Source organism: Thiohalobacter thiocyanaticus, assembly GCF_003932505.1.
Taxonomy (GTDB): Bacteria; Pseudomonadota; Gammaproteobacteria; order Thiohalobacterales; family Thiohalobacteraceae; genus Thiohalobacter; species Thiohalobacter thiocyanaticus.
The window spans coordinates 362,855-377,952 of sequence record NZ_QZMU01000001.1; the positions used below are offsets into that span (position 1 = coordinate 362,855).

At 62.6% G+C, this 15,098-nt stretch carries 9 protein-coding genes and 7 tRNA genes; 1 reads left to right on the forward strand and 15 read right to left on the reverse strand.

Annotated features, from left to right (window positions below):
- Window positions 1–173 precede the first annotated feature (173 nt).
- From D6C00_RS01760 to D6C00_RS01825, 14 genes are all read right to left on the reverse strand, one after another.
- The gene (locus tag D6C00_RS01760) at window positions 174–1,478 is read right to left on the reverse strand and encodes a dicarboxylate/amino acid:cation symporter (RefSeq protein WP_125180039.1); all 1,305 of its coding nucleotides are present in this window, start codon (window positions 1,476–1,478) and stop codon (window positions 174–176) included.
- Window positions 1,479–1,486: 8 nt separating this feature from the next.
- Entirely contained in the window at window positions 1,487–3,409 is a 1,923-nt protein-coding gene (locus D6C00_RS01765; RefSeq protein ID WP_125180040.1) for a SurA N-terminal domain-containing protein, read from the reverse strand.
- Between the two features lie 355 nt (window positions 3,410–3,764).
- Window positions 3,765–3,841, reverse strand: a tRNA-Asp gene (locus D6C00_RS01770).
- 6 nt (window positions 3,842–3,847) lie between these two features.
- A tRNA-Val gene (locus D6C00_RS01775) sits at window positions 3,848–3,923 on the reverse strand.
- A 15-nt stretch (window positions 3,924–3,938) separates the two neighbouring features.
- A complete protein-coding gene (locus D6C00_RS01780; protein WP_125180041.1) occupies window positions 3,939–4,211 on the reverse strand; it encodes an HU family DNA-binding protein in 273 nt (90 codons plus the stop codon).
- Between the two features lie 284 nt (window positions 4,212–4,495).
- The gene (gene lon / locus D6C00_RS01785; RefSeq protein ID WP_125180042.1) at window positions 4,496–6,946 is read right to left on the reverse strand and encodes an endopeptidase La; all 2,451 of its coding nucleotides are present in this window, start codon (window positions 6,944–6,946) and stop codon (window positions 4,496–4,498) included.
- Window positions 6,947–7,235: 289 nt separating this feature from the next.
- Window positions 7,236–8,507: an ATP-dependent Clp protease ATP-binding subunit ClpX gene (gene clpX, locus D6C00_RS01790; RefSeq protein WP_125180043.1), complete on the reverse strand. Its 1,272-nt coding sequence runs from the start codon at window positions 8,505–8,507 to the stop codon at window positions 7,236–7,238.
- Between the two features lie 136 nt (window positions 8,508–8,643).
- Window positions 8,644–9,282, reverse strand: a complete 639-nt coding sequence (clpP, locus tag D6C00_RS01795) for an ATP-dependent Clp endopeptidase proteolytic subunit ClpP (RefSeq protein WP_125180044.1) — start codon at window positions 9,280–9,282, stop codon at window positions 8,644–8,646.
- A gap of 14 nt (window positions 9,283–9,296) precedes the next feature.
- Window positions 9,297–10,601 (reverse strand): trigger factor, encoded by a 1,305-nt coding sequence (tig, locus tag D6C00_RS01800; RefSeq protein WP_125180045.1) that lies wholly within the window; start codon window positions 10,599–10,601, stop codon window positions 9,297–9,299.
- A gap of 122 nt (window positions 10,602–10,723) precedes the next feature.
- Window positions 10,724–10,808 (reverse strand) — tRNA-Leu (locus D6C00_RS01805).
- A 122-nt stretch (window positions 10,809–10,930) separates the two neighbouring features.
- Window positions 10,931–11,006 (reverse strand) — tRNA-Lys (locus D6C00_RS01810).
- Between the two features lie 91 nt (window positions 11,007–11,097).
- Window positions 11,098–11,173 (reverse strand) — tRNA-His (locus tag D6C00_RS01815).
- Window positions 11,174–11,222: 49 nt separating this feature from the next.
- Window positions 11,223–11,299, reverse strand: a tRNA-Arg gene (locus D6C00_RS01820).
- Window positions 11,300–11,329: 30 nt separating this feature from the next.
- A tRNA-Pro gene (locus D6C00_RS01825) sits at window positions 11,330–11,406 on the reverse strand.
- Between the two features lie 249 nt (window positions 11,407–11,655).
- On the opposite strand from D6C00_RS01825, the gene folD reads away from it, so the two are divergent.
- Window positions 11,656–12,516 (forward strand): bifunctional methylenetetrahydrofolate dehydrogenase/methenyltetrahydrofolate cyclohydrolase FolD, encoded by an 861-nt coding sequence (folD, locus tag D6C00_RS01830; RefSeq protein ID WP_125180046.1) that lies wholly within the window; start codon window positions 11,656–11,658, stop codon window positions 12,514–12,516.
- A 112-nt stretch (window positions 12,517–12,628) separates the two neighbouring features.
- Here the strand turns inward: folD and D6C00_RS01835 are convergent, their stop codons facing one another.
- Window positions 12,629–15,052, reverse strand: coding sequence for an EAL domain-containing protein (locus D6C00_RS01835; protein ID WP_241546769.1), 2,424 nt, complete (start codon window positions 15,050–15,052; stop codon window positions 12,629–12,631).
- Window positions 15,053–15,098 lie beyond the last annotated feature (46 nt).

Sequence of the window (15,098 nt, forward strand, 5' to 3'; positions counted from 1 at the left end):
ATAGCCACGGATAAACGCTTCAAAACGCAAAGGCGTTGAAGGGGCGCGAAGTTAAGAATAATTCAAACCATATCACGAAAGCTGAACTGTAATGTTGCAGCCTGTTGTTCGGCTTCGTGTTACTCAGCCCAACCTACGACTTGCATATATTGATTTTGCGCGCCTTCGACGCCTTAACGGTTTAAGGCTTTGTGCCTTGTCATTCCCTCATCCGCAAGAATCCCCTCCTCCCCTTCCAGCTTGCCGATGACCACTGCGGCGCAGGAGTCGCTGAAGACATTCACGCTGGTGCGGCACATGTCCAGAATGCGGTCCACGGCCAGAATCAGGCCGATGGCCTCGGCCGGCAGGCCGATGGCGGCGAGGATGATGGTGATGGCTACCAGGCTGGCGGCGGGGATGCCGGCCACACCCACCGAGGTCAGCAGGGCGATCACCACGATGGAGAACTGCTGGGCCAGGCTCAGATCCAACCCGTAGGCCTGGGCGATGAAGATCGCCGCTACGCATTCGTACAGGGCCGTGCCGTCCATGTTCACGGTCGCGCCCAGCGGCAGTACGAAACTGCTGGTGCGGCGCGAAACCTTCGCGTTGTCCTGTACACATTCCATGGTGATCGGCAGGGTGGCGGAGGATGAGGCGGTGGAGAAGGCGGTCAGCATGGCCGGCGCCACCGCCCGGTAGTGCCGACCGGGTCGCACCCGGGCGACCAGGACCAGGATCAGCGGCAGGGCCACGAAGGCATGCAGGGCAAGGGCCGCCAGCACGGTCAGGGCGAAGCTGAGCAGCGGCACGAAGGCGCCCAGGCCGGTATCGGCCATGACCCGGGCGACCAGGGCGAACACGCCGATCGGGGCGAAGCGCATCACCAGGTCGGTGATGCGCATCATGACTTCATACACACCCTGCCAGAAGGTGTACAGGCTCTCGGCGTAGGGCTCCTCGATACGGGCCATGAAATAACCGAACAGCAGGCTGAAGAAGATCACGCCCAGCATCTGACCGTTGTTGGTGGCGGCTTCGATGACATTGGGCGGGACCATGCGCAGGAACACCTCGGCGATGTCGCCGGCGCCCTTGCCGGCCACCTGCTCGAGTTCGGCAGCCGGCGCCTGCAGGCCGATGATGTCGCGCGCCGGTTCGCCGTCGACGATACCGGGACTGATGAGATTGACCAGGGTCAGGCCGATGAGGATGGCGATCAGGCTGGAGAGGAGGTAGTACAGGAGGGTGCGGCCGCCGAGCCGGCCCAGGCTGCCGCCCTGCCCCACCCCGGCGATGCCGGAGATGATCGAGGCCATGATCAGCGGCACGATCAGCATCTTCAGGGCATTGAGAAACAGTGTGCCCAGGAAGTCGTAGACGGCGTAGAAGCTGACGCCGGCGATGCCGGCCTCGGTGCCGCTGAGCTGCCCCGCGATCACCGCCAGAATCAGGGCAATGAGGATCTGCCAGTGCAGCGCGAGGCGGGTCAACATTCAGGCAATCAGTCTTCGATCAGCTGCTCGTTGATTTCGATCTCCGCCCCGGCCCGGAGCTGTTCGACCAGCGCCTGCGCTTCGACCGAGCCGTACAGCTGCAACAGATTGCGCCGGAAGGCCTGGCGCTGGTTCTCGCCGACCGCCTGCAGGTCGGGCTCCTGCACGCCCCGCAGCTCCAGGAGGATGTAGTCACCCCGGCTGTCGACGAAGGCGTCGCGGGTGACACTGCCGTCACTGTGACGCGGCAGTTTGAAGGCGCGGGCGGCGATCACCGGATCAACACCCGGATCGCCGCGTTTGATCGCGCCGGGGGTTTCCAGTGACGCGTCCGAGGCCTCTTCTGCCAGGGCCTCCAGTGTGGTCTCGCCCGCCTCGAGCCGTGCCAGCAGGGCCTGGCCGTGCTCACGCAGCTGTCCGGCGGCCTTTTCCCGCGCCACGCGTTCGCGGATCCGGTCGCTGACTGCCTCCAGCGGCAACGGCCGGGTCGGCTGATGCTCGGCCACCCGCAACACCAGCACATGGTTCGGCTCGACCTCCAGCGGCTGACTGTTGTTACGCTGGTCCAGCACGTCCTCGCTGAAAGCCGCATTCAGCACCTGGTCATACTGCCCGATACCCGGGCCGCCGGACTCCGAGATCCAGTCACTGGTCTGGATCTCCAGGTCCAGCTCGTCCGCGGCCGGCTGCAGGGAATCCGGGATCTCGAAGGTCAGCTGCGACAGCCGGTCGGCGATGTCATAGAAGCGCTGCTCGGCCTCGTCCTGGGTGGCACGGCGGTGGAGTTCGTCACGCATCTCCTCGAAACCCGGCACGTCCTTGGCCCGGATATCGGTCACTTCGATGATATGAAAGCCGAACGGGCTGCGTACGGGCTCGCTGATCCGGCCCGGCTCAAGCGAGAAGGCGGTCTGCTCGAATTCGGGCACCATGAAGCCGCGGCTGAAAAAGCCCAGATCTCCACCCTGGGCAGCAGAGCCGGGGTCGTCGGACTCGGCCTCGGCCAGTTCGGCGAAATCGGCGCCATCCTGCAGCTGCTGATGGATTGCACGGGCCCGCTCGCGGGCCGCGGCCTCCTCGGCCGCCCCGGCGCCCTCGGAGAGCTCGATCAGGATATGCCGGGCCCGACGCTGCTCCTCGCCGGCAAGGCGTGCCTTCTCGTCCTCATAGAGCTGGCGCAGCCGGGCCTCGTCGATGCTGATCTCCTGGCGCAGATCATCCAGACTCAGCTCAAGGTATTTCAGCTGCACCTGCTGCGGTTCCACGAACTGCCCGCTGTTGGCCTCGTAGTAGGCAGCGATCTCGTCCTCGCTGACTTCGACCCGCTCCAGCCAGGGGTCCAACGGCAGCTGCAGGAAGGCGATCTCCCGGCCCTGATTCTGCAGCTGCAGGCCCTGGCTTACGGCGGCCTCCGTCACGATCCCGGAGGTGGAAATGCTGCTGATCAGCTGGTTGATCAACAGCGAGCGGCGCAACTGGTGTTCATACAGTGAAGGAGACATGCCCTGCTGGGCCAGCAGGTTCCTGTAGCGTTCGGGATCGAATTCGCCATCGGTCTGGAAGGCGCTGTCGGCATGGATCCGGGCGGCGAGATAGCTGTCGCTGATACTCAGGCCATAATCATCGGCGGCCTGCAGCAGCAGTTCCTCCTCGACCAGACGGTTGAGCACGGCACGTTTGAATTCGGTCGTGGTCAACATGGAGCGATCGAACCGCTCGCCCAGCATGGCCTGCATGCGGTTGGCCTGCTGGCGCAGCCCCAGACGGTACTGATCGGTACTGATCTCGGTATCGTTGACTTTGGCGGCGTAGTTGGAGGCGCTGCCGCCCAGGTAGGAGTCCACCCCCCACAGGGCGAAGGTGACAGAGATCAGACCCACGATGACCCAGGCAATGATGCCGGTGACGCGGTCGCGAATGGCTTGCAGCATGATGAATTCCCGGATTGATTATCCAAAAAACATAATAGCCACGGAATACACGGAAAACACTGAAAAGATTACACAACAGGGCTGTGAGCAACCCGCCGCGCTCATACCGTAGAAGCTGGCATAGCGGTGAAATCACAGTGTTTTTCTCAAAGGACAGTATTTATCGCTGCAGTCCGGCCTGCGCCGGAATGACGGGCAGCGAGCCAAACAGAGCCGCTATAAATTTCTGCCCTTATATTTCCGTGCTTTCCGTGTATTCCGTGGCCATTAATGATTTTCAGGCTTATAAAGCGGCGCACGAAGTGGGCAACTGTACAAACAAAAAGGGCGCCTCGCAAGGCGCCCTTCGATGTAGTGGCGGACCGGACGGGACTCGAACCCGCGACCTCCGGCGTGACAGGCCGGCATTCTAACCAGCTGAACTACCGGTCCGCATTTTGGTGGGTGCTGAGGGGATCGAACCCCCGACCCTCGCCTTGTAAGGGCGATGCTCTCCCGGCTGAGCTAAGCACCCTCAAAAGCAGGTGCGCTAGTTTACGGCATCCTTCAGCGCTTTTCCAGCCTTGAATGCAGGTGCCTTGGAGGCGGCGATCTGGATGGTGGCACCGGTCTGCGGATTGCGGCCCTGGCGGGCGGCGCGCTCGCGAACCTCGAAGGTGCCGAAGCCGACCAGGCTTACCTGTTCACCCTTTTTCAGAGCGCCGGTGACGGCATCCAGTACGGCGTCAACGGCACGGGTGGCATCGGCCTTGGACAGGTTCGCGGAATCGGCAACAGCGTCAATCAGTTCAGCTTTGTTCATAATCTACCATTCCCCCTTGGATTTGGGATGTGATGAGAAAGAAAATCGAGAGCGGCCAGTTCTGGGACTCGCAATCCGGAAACGGATGAGGCGGAGTCGGATATAGTCGATACGAGATTACAAATATCGTGGCACGCGGCTTTTATACAAGCCCGCCCCGTAACTGTCAATAAAGCCACACCGTTTTCATACCATTCCGTTCGGTATGTTGCGTATGCACAAAAGAAAAGCGCGTCGTCAAAAAGACAACGCGCTTCGTTTTTACATTAACTTATATACTGATGTTAATGTGCCCTGACACGCGAGCCCTTGGGCTTGCTCTTGGACTTTTTCTTCTCCGGCAGCGATTCCTGTTCGGCTTCCGTCTCGGAGGTACGCGGCGTGGGCATGTGGTGCAGCGCCACCTCGAGTACCTCGTCGATCCACTTGACCGGAATGATCTCCAGCTTGTCCTTGACGTTCTTGGGAATCTCCGCAAGGTCCTTCTTGTTTTCCTCGGGGATCAGGACAGTGGTGATGCCACCGCGATGCGCGGCCAGGAGTTTCTCCTTGAGGCCGCCGATGGGCAGCACCTCGCCGCGCAGGGTGATCTCGCCGGTCATGGCGACATCGGCCCGCACCGGGATATCGGTCAGTGCCGAGACCAGCGCGGTGCACATGCCGATGCCGGCACTGGGACCGTCCTTGGGCGTGGCACCCTCCGGCACGTGCACGTGGATATCGAACTTGTGGTAGAACTCGGGATCGATATCCAGCGTGTCACAGCGGCTGCGTACCACGGTGGTGGCGGCCTGGATGGATTCCTTCATCACGTCGCCGAGCTGGCCGGTATGGGTCCAGCGGCCCTTGCCGGGCACCACGGCGGCCTCGATGGTCAGCAACTCGCCGCCGACCTCGGTCCAGGCCAGGCCCGTGACCTGCCCGACCTGGTCGTTCTCCTCGGCCCGTCCATAGCGGAACCGGCGCACGCCCAGGTACTTGTCCAGGTTCTTCGGTGTGACGCTGATGATCTTGTCGCCCTCGCCCTTGAGCAGCAGCTCCTTGACCACCTTGCGGCAGATCTTGGCCACTTCGCGCTCCAGATTACGCACCCCGGCCTCGCGGGTGTAGTAACGCACCGCGTCACGCAGCGCCGTCTCACTGACCTTGATCTCGTTTTCCTTGAGACCGTTGGCCTTGATCTGCTTGGGCAGCAGATAGCGCTTGGCGATGTTGATCTTCTCGTCCTCGGTGTAACCGGGAATGCGGATCACTTCCATGCGGTCGAGCAGTGGGCCCGGAATGTTCAGCGAGTTGGCCGTGGCCACGAACATCACATCCGACAGATCGAAGTCGACCTCCAGGTAGTGGTCAGCGAAGGTGTTGTTCTGCTCGGGATCCAGCACCTCCAGCAGCGCGGAGCTGGGATCGCCGCGGAAATCCATCGACATCTTGTCGATCTCGTCCAGCAGGTACAGCGGATTGCGCACGCCCACCTTGGCCATGTTCTGGACCACCTTGCCCGGCAGCGAACCGATGTAGGTGCGGCGGTGGCCGCGGATCTCGGCCTCGTCGCGCACGCCGCCCAGCGAGGTGCGAATGAATTTGCGGTTGGTCGCGCGGGCGATGGAACGGCCCAGCGAGGTCTTGCCCACGCCCGGCGGTCCGACCAGGCACAGGATCGGACCTTTCAGCTTACGCACGCGCTGTTGCACGGCGAGATATTCCAGGATGCGTTCCTTGACCTTCTCCAGACCATAGTGGTCCTCGTCCAGGATCTTCTCGGCATTGGCGAGATCATGGCGGATCTTGGTTCGCTTCTTCCAGGGTACCGAGACCAGCCATTCGATGTAGTTGCGCACGACGGTGGCTTCGGCTGACATCGGCGACATCAGCTTGAGCTTGTTCAGCTCGGCCTCGGCCTTTTCCTTCGCATCCTTGCTCATGCCGGCCTTCTCGATCTTGCGCTGCAGATCCTCGATCTCGTTGGGCGCATCCTCGAGTTCACCCAGTTCCTTCTGGATGGCCTTCATCTGTTCATTGAGGTAGTACTCTCGCTGACTCTTCTCCATCTGCTGCTTGACGCGGCCGCGGATGCGCTTCTCGATCTGCATGATGTCGATCTCGCCCTCGATCAGCCCACACAGATGTTCCAGGCGCTGACGCACGGACTCGATCTCGAGGATGTTCTGCTTCTCCTCGAGTTTGAGCGACATGTGGGCGGCGATGGTGTCGGCCAGGCGGCTGGCGTCCTCGATCCCGGACAGGGAGCTGAGGATCTCCGGCGGCACCTTCTTGTTCAGTTTCACGTACTGATCGAACAGGGTCATGAGCGATCGCATGAGGACTTCCACCTCGCGCTCCTCGTCCTTGACGGTGTCGCCGACATGATCAATTTCGGCGGAGAAGTATTCATCCGTCTCCACGAAGGATTTCACGCGTGCGCGCTCGGCGCCCTCGACCAGCACCTTGACGGTGCCGTCGGGCAGCTTGAGCAGCTGCAGGATGCTCGACAGGGTACCGATCTCGTGGATGTCATCGACCTGGGGATCGTCGACCTCGGCGCTCTTCTGAGCGACCAGCAGAATCTTCTTGTCGCTCTGCATGGCCAGGTCCAGCGCCTTGATCGATTTCTCACGGCCCACGAACAGCGGAATCACCATGTGAGGATAGACCACGACATCGCGCAGGGGCAGCACGGGAATCGCGGTAGTGGTGGATTCGCTCATCTCGGTTGTCTTGTCGTCTTGCTCCATGCTGGAGTACCTCTCATCGGAGTGTGTCGTCAAATCCCTGTGCCCGGGTGGCCTTCCTGGCCGTCTGAATCAATATGCGGCCGCCGGGGGACGGATTCAATCCCGGGGCGTGTCAGGAATTACGCAATATTCGCGCCAGACAGGGGAACGGATGGATGGCCGCGGAAGGAGCGGCGGCAGAGCCAGAAATATTTGCCTTTTGAGCTACTTTCAGAAGCATCAGGGGGCCGCCGCGGAATCCCGGCGCAGTGCCGGAAGCCCGGCGCGAGGCGCCGGGGACTGGACAGCTTCAGTCGGATACCGCGCGCTGCTCGGAGGAATCGTAGACGATGTAGGGCTCGGAATCGCCGGTGATCACGCTCTCGTCGATGACCACCTTGCTGACGTTCTCCATCGACGGCAGGTCGTACATGATGTCGAGCAGCACGCTCTCCAGGATGGTACGCAGACCGCGGGCGCCGGTCTTGCGCTCCATCGCCTTGCGCGCCACGGCCCGCAGGGCGTCCTCACGGAACTCGATTTCCACGCCTTCCATGTCGAACAGCTTGTGGTACTGCTTGGTGATGGCGTTCTTGGGCTCGGTCAGAATGCGGATCAGGGCATCCTCGTCGAGTTCCTCCAGGGTTGCCACCACCGGCAGACGGCCGACGAACTCAGGGATCAGTCCGTAGTGGATCAGGTCCTCCGGCTCCACGTCGGAGAGGATCTCGCCGACATTGCGCTTGGTCTCCTTGCTCTTGACCGTGGCGGAGAAGCCGATGCCGCCCTTCTCGGAACGATCGCGGATCACCTTGTCCAGGCCGGCGAAGGCACCGCCGCAGATGAACAGGATGTTGCCGGTGTCCACCTGCAGGAATTCCTGCTGCGGATGCTTGCGCCCGCCCTGGGGCGGCACCGAGGCGATGGTGCCCTCGATCAGCTTGAGCAATGCCTGCTGCACACCCTCGCCCGACACATCGCGGGTGATGGAGGGATTGTCCGACTTGCGCGAGATCTTGTCGATCTCATCGATGTAGACAATGCCGGTCTGGGCCTTGTCGACGTCATAGTCGCACTTCTGCAGCAGCTTCTGAATGATGTTCTCGACGTCCTCGCCGACATAGCCCGCCTCCGTCAGCGTCGTGGCGTCGGCGATGGTGAAGGGGACGTTGAGCAGGCGCGCCAGGGTCTCGGCAAGCAGAGTCTTGCCCGAGCCGGTGGGGCCGATGAGCAGGATATTGCTCTTGGACAGCTCCACCTCGTCTTTGCGCTGACGAGCATCCATGCGCTTGTAGTGGTTGTAGACGGCGACCGACAGCACCTTCTTGGCCCGGGTCTGACCGATGACGTACTCGTCGAGTACCTCGTCGATCTCCTTGGGCTTGGGCAGTTTGCTGCCACCCGTAGTGGATTTCTCCTGCATCTCCTCGCGAATGATGTCATTGCACAGCTCGACACATTCGTCGCAGATGAAGACGGACGGCCCGGCAATCAGCTTGCGCACTTCATGCTGACTCTTCCCGCAGAAGGAACAGTACAGCAGCTTGCCATCATCCCCCTTGCCGGTTCGATCGTTGCTCATAGTCAACCCTCTATACGCCCTTGGCGTCCTTTAGTACATCTCACAGGGACCATTCAACACCTTCTTGCCCGGTATGACAAGCAATCCCTGCGCCAATTCAGGGTATTTCCCGCCGCCAGGGCAGTGTTAACAGGCCCTAGTCCTCGGCGGCCCGGCGCTCGAGCACCGAGTCAATGAGTCCGTAATCCCGTGCCTGTTCCGCGCTCATGAAGCGGTCGCGGTCCGTGTCCTGCTGGATCTGTTCGATCGGCTGGCCGGTGTGCTGGGCCAGGATGTGGTTCAGGCGCTCGCGCACCAGCAGGATCTCGCGGGCGTGGATGTCGATGTCGCTGGCCTGGCCCTGGAAGCCGCCCAGCGGCTGATGGATCATGACCCGGGAATGCGGCAGGCAGTAGCGTTTCTCCCTGGCCCCGCCGGCGAGCAGGACCGCGCCCATGCTGGCGGCCTGGCCGATGCACATGGTGCTGACATCGTTCTTGATGAACTGCATGGTGTCGTAGATCGCCATGCCCGCAGAGACCGAACCGCCCGGCGAGTTGATATAAAGATGCACATCCTTGTCGGGATTTTCCGATTCCAGAAACAGCAACTGCGCCACCACCACGTTGGCCATGTAATCCTCGACCGGGCCGACCACGAACACCACCCGTTCCTTGAGTAGGCGCGAGTAGATGTCATAGGCCCGCTCGCCGCGCGCCGTCTGCTCGATCACCATCGGCACCAGATTCAGCGCCTGTGCGTCCAGGGCGCCGCCTTTCCCATTCGTATCGGTCATGAAGAAGATTTCCTTTAGCTGTTCGCAGCCTGTCTGAGTTCGATCAACTCTTCGAAAGTGTATGGCTTTTCAGTGATTTTCGCCTGGTCCAGGATCCAGTCCATAACCTGTTCCTCCAGCACCAGGGTCTGGACGCTGGCCATGGCCTCCTGGTTGCCGTAGTACCACTTCAGGACCTCTTCCGGATCCTCGTAGCCGGCGGCGATGTTCTCGACCAGGGTGCGCATCCGGTCCTGATCGACCTGGATGTTGTTGGCCTTGACCACCTCGCCGATGAGCAGGCCCAGCAGCACCCGACGCCGGGCCTTGTCCTGAAACAGCTCGCGCGGCAGATTGAGGTTCTGGTTCTGGCCCAGTTGGTTTTGCATATCCTGTGCCAGGCGGTCGACCTCCTCCTCGACCAGGGCGGCGGGCACCTCGATCGGATTCTTCTCGATCAGCGCCTCGAAGGCCCGGTCCTTGAGCACGGCCTTGCGGGCATTTTCCAGCTCCCGCTCCATGTTCTTGCGCACTTCCTCGCGCAGGGCCTCGATCCCGCCCTCGGTCACGCCCAGGGAGGCCGCGAAATCCTCGTCGATCCCGGGCAGTTTCGAGGCCGAGACCTGCTTGACCTTGACGTCGAATTTCACTGCCTTGCCGGCCAGCGCCTCGCTGTGATAATCCTCGGGGAAGGTCAGATCCAGCTGCTTCTCGTCGCCCGGGCTGAGGCCGACCAGGCCTTCCTCGAACCCGGCAATCATGCGCCCGGAGCCGAGCTCGACCGTCATGTCGCTGCCCTCGCCGCCCTCGAAGGGCTCGCCGTCGAGAGTGCCCTTGAAGTCGACCACAACCTGGTCGCCCTGCTCGGCGCCGCGCTCGACCGGCTCCCAGGTGGCGCGCTGGCGGCGCAGCTTGTCCAGCATGGCGTCGATGTCGGCGTCGGAGATTTCGGTGACCGGCTTCTCGATCTCGATGTCTTCCAGCGGGGCCAGGGAAAACTCGGGGTAGACCTCGAACACCGCGGTGAATTCCAGGTTCCGGCCCGGCTCGATCTCGCCGGGCTCGATGCGCGGCCCGCCGGCCGGACGCAGACCTTCCTGGTTCAGCGCCTCCTGGAAGCTGGAGTTCATCAGCTCACTGGCCACCTCCATCTGCACCTGGCGGCCGTAGCGCTGGCGGACCACCTTGAACGGCACCTTGCCGGGGCGGAAGCCGGCGATCCGGGCCGTACGGGCCATGGATTTGAGCCGGTTCTCGACCTCCTGGTCCAGCCGCTCGGCCGGAACCTCAACCGTCATCCGCCGTTCGAGCGGCCCTGAATTCTCTACCGAAACCTGCATTTTTAACCTCGATTATATTTGCGTTTCCCTCAAACCGGCGCGGCGCGCCCTACTTCACCGGCAGACCCGGCCCGTAAGGGCGGCCGGCCGGTGGCCTGTGTCCGCTTGATACCTCTGCGCATTGGTGCGAAAGGAGAGACTCGAACTCTCACGGGTTGCCCCACTGGAACCTAAATCCAGCGCGTCTACCAGTTCCGCCACTTTCGCGCTTGCTACTCAATCGGGGGATTATAGCGTGCCGCGCAGGCCGCGCGAACCCTATAAATATTGATGAGAATACGGAAAATCGGCGTGCGGGGCGAGATTGCCCGTGCCTGGGGAAGAGAAAATGGTGGGCCGTGAAGGACTCGAACCTTCGACCAAGTGATTAAGAGTCACCTGCTCTACCAACTGAGCTAACGGCCCAAATTCCGTCGGAATTATACCGGGGCCTTGCATCCCCGACCAGCCTTTCAATGAACGTTTGCCGGTCCTGCCGCAGCAGGACACCGCAATATGGGGTGGACGATGGGAGTTGAACCCACGACCGCAGGAGTCACAATCCTGTGCTCTACCAACTGAGCTACGCCCACCATTGATCTCGGGCCGATGACCCGGAACCGCCACACCGGGTGTGGCAGATGGTACCCCGGGAGGGATTCGAACCCCCGACCTAGGGCTTAGAAGGCCCTTGCTCTATCCACCTGAGCTACCGGGGCGCTGAATCCTCGTTCCCCACCGGGCGCCTATGGTCGGGGTAGAGGGATTTGAACCCCCGACATCCTGCTCCCAAAGCAGGCGCGCTACCAGACTGCGCTATACCCCGGTATGCCAGCTGTCCCTGGCCTGTCGTTCCTCAACCCGACCAGGCGCTGAACGGCCGTTACGATCCCGCTGATCCGGACCGCCGATCCGGGTGGATACCGGGCCGGGGCAAGGGCGCAGATAATACGCCGCGCCCCCGTTGGCGTCAATTCACCGGCCATTGCCGGAGGCACCCCTTGTGCCTTGATGGCGCGCGCGAGCGCGTGCGAGAATGCCCCGCTTCCCCGGCAGGTTGAATAAGGACAATCCGATGGCTGCGCAGTTGATCGACGGCAAGGCGATTGCGGCGGGTGTCCGTGGCGAAATCAAGTCACGGGTCGATGCCCGGCTGGCCGCCGGTAAGCGCCGCCCCGGCCTGGCCGTGGTGCTGGTGGGCAGCGATCCGGCCTCCCAGGTGTATGTGCGCAACAAGCGTCGCGCCTGCGAGGAAGCCGGCATCCTTTCGCTCGGCCACGACCTGCCGGAGACCACCACCGAGGCCGAACTTCTGGCGCTGATCGACCGGCTGAACGCCGATCCCGAGATCGACGGCATCCTGGTCCAGCTGCCCCTGCCCTCGCACATCGACACCGAGACCGTGGTCGAACGCATCCGTCCGGACAAGGACGTCGATGGCTTTCATCCCTACAATCTCGGCCGCCTGGCCCTGCGCATTCCCATCATGCGCCCCTGCACCCCCTTCGGGGTGATGACCCTGCTGCGGGCGATCGACGAAGGCTTCTACGGCCGCCAGGCCGTGGTGGTGGGCGCCTCCAACCATGTCGGCCGACCGATGGGGCTGGAGCTGCTGCTGGCCGGCTGCACCGTCACCACCTGCCACCGTTTCACGCAGAACCTGGACTGGCATGTCGGTCAGGCCGACATCCTGGTGGTGGCCGTGGGCAAGCCCGGCATCGTACAGGGCGAGTGGGTCAAACCGGGGGCGACCGTGATCGACGTGGGCATCAACCGCACCGGGGAAGGCAAGCTGATCGGGGATGTCACCTTCGAAGCCGCCTGCGAACGCGCCGCCTTGATCACACCGGTGCCCGGCGGGGTGGGCCCGATGACCGTCGCCACACTGCTGCAGAACACCCTGCTCGCCGCCGAGCGCTTTCACGACACCGACTGACACCTGATCAAGGCCCTTGCAGGTTGGGTGGAGCGTAGCGCAACCCATCGTTTCCCGGCATGCCGATGGGTTACGGCGGCAGGCGCCTCCACCCATCCTGGGCAGTGCAGATTCAACCGCAGTCGCGGGCAACCACCCGGGTCAGGCCGCGCGTGGCCAGCAGCTCGGTCAGGGGCAGCGGCCGGCCGATGCCGTAGCCCTGGGCATAGTTCACACCCAGGTCCTGTAACGCCTCGCGGATGGCGTCGTTCTCGACGAATTCGGCAATGGTCTGGATGTTCATCACATGGCCGACGTTGTTGATGGCCTCGACCATGGCATGATCGATCGGATCCTCCACCATGTCGCGCACGAAACTGCCGTCGATCTTCAGGTAATCCACTTCCAGGTTTTTCAGGTAGGCGAACGAACTCAGCCCGCTGCCGAAATCATCCAGCGCGAAGCGGCAGCCCAGTGACTTGAGCTGCTTGATGAAGCGCGCAGCCCGGCGCAGGTTGGCGATCGCCGCGGTTTCGGTGATCTCGAAACAGAACCGCCCGGCGGGCACCGGCGAGTCGGCGATGCGGCGCAGCAGGTAGCGCAGGAACTCGTCCTCGCCCAGAGAGCGACCCGAGATGTTGATGGTCCAGACCGCCTCGCGCAGCGGACCCCGCTCGATGGTGGCGGCGGTATCCAGCACCCGGTCCACCACCCAGCGGTCCACCTCGGGCATCATGTTGTAACGCTCGGCGGCGGGGATGAAGGCCATGGGCGGCACCTCCTCGCCGTTCTCGTCGCAGATGCGCAGCAGGATCTCGTAATGCACCGGCAGGCCGGGATCGCTGACCGGCTCGATGACCTGCGAATAGAGTACGAACCGGTCCTCCTCGATGGCCTTGCGGATGCGCGCTACCCAGCGCATTTCGCCCTGGCGGCGCTTGAGTTCGTGATCGTCCGGCTTGTAGACATGGATGCGGTTGCGGCCGCTGTCCTTGGCCGCGTAACAGGCCACATCGGCGGCACTGTAGACCTCGGTCATGTTGTGGATGGAGGCGTTGACCGTGACCACGCCGATGCTCACGCCGATCTCGAAGCTGTGTTCCTCGTGCACGAAGCGGAAATCGCGTACCGTCTTGCGCAGATCCTCCGCCACCCGTCGGGCCTGCTCCAGCGAACAGTGCATGAGCAGTACGCCGAACTCGTCACCGCCCAGGCGGGCGAGGATATCGGCATCCCGGATCCGGCCCTGCAGCAGCACGGCAATCTGGCGCAGCAGTTCATCGCCGGCGATGTGGCCGCAGGTGTCGTTGACTAGCTTGAACTGATCCAGGTCCAGGTAGCACAGGGCATGCTCGTCTCCGCGCAGGCGGGACTCCTCGATGGCTTCCTTCAGGCGCTGCTCGAACTCACGGCGGTTGTACAGGCCGGTGAGGGCGTCATGGGTTGCCTGGTAGGAGAGCTGGCGGGCGAGCTTGCGCGCATGCCCCACGTCGTGGAACACCATGACCGCGCCGATGATGCCGCCGCTGCGCTCGCGGATGGGCGCGGCCGAATCGGCGATCGCCACCTCCTCGCCGTCAGCGCGCACCAGCACAGTATGATCGGCCAGCTCCAGAATCTCGCCGCACTTGAGACACTGATCGACAGGATTTTCCACCGGTTGGCGGGTGTTTTCATTGATCAACTGCATGATCTCGCGCAGCACCCGGCCCTGAACCTCGTGCAGCTGATAGCCGGTCAGGCGTTCGGCCACGGGGTTGAAGTATTCGATGCAGCCGGTCTCGTCGGTAGTAATCACCGCATCGCCGATGGAATGCAGCGTGACCTCGACCCTTTCCTTTTCATGATACAGAGCCGATTCCGACTCGCGGACCCGCGCCAGCGCGTCCCTGAGCTCATCCTGCTGCACCAGCAGGTAGTCCAGGGCCTTGTTGAAGAATTTGCCGAGAAAACCGAACTCGTCCTGACGGGTCTCGTCGAATCGCGCCTGTTCATCACCGGCGGTGAAACGCTGTGCCGTGGTGACCATGCCGATGAAGGGCTGGGTCAGCAGCCGCTGGAGTATCCATTGCAGGATGAAGCCGAAAGCGGAGAACAGCACGCCCATGGTGATGAGCAGCTCCTTGCGCATACGCGCAACCTCTGCCTCGACCGCCGGGAGATAGATCACCACGCGCTGCAGGCCGGATGTGTCAGCCGGGCCGGCATTCGCCTGCAGCGTCTGCTCGTGACGGTCCTGCCCGCCGGTGATGCGACCGAAACGCAGGCGCTGTTCGGCCAGGACGATTTCGGCACCCTCCAGGCCATGTTGTTCGACCACTGTTTCGACAGCCGATGAGAGTGCATCAATCGATGCAACCTCGCGCCCGGCCAGCAGCTCGACCACCGCCTCGCTGAAGCGGTTGCTCTGCAGGGCATGCCGGCCGCGTATGTCCTCTTCCAGGGTCCGCATCTGGAACAGGGTCAGAATCAGGCCGACGAAGACAGTTCCCCAGAACACGATGCCGGTGATCTTGGTGGGAAGCCGTGCGCGCAGTTGCTGGGTCGAATCCTGCATGTCTGTAAGCGGTCTCTCAGGTCGGGTATGCAGCCTCGGCCGGCAA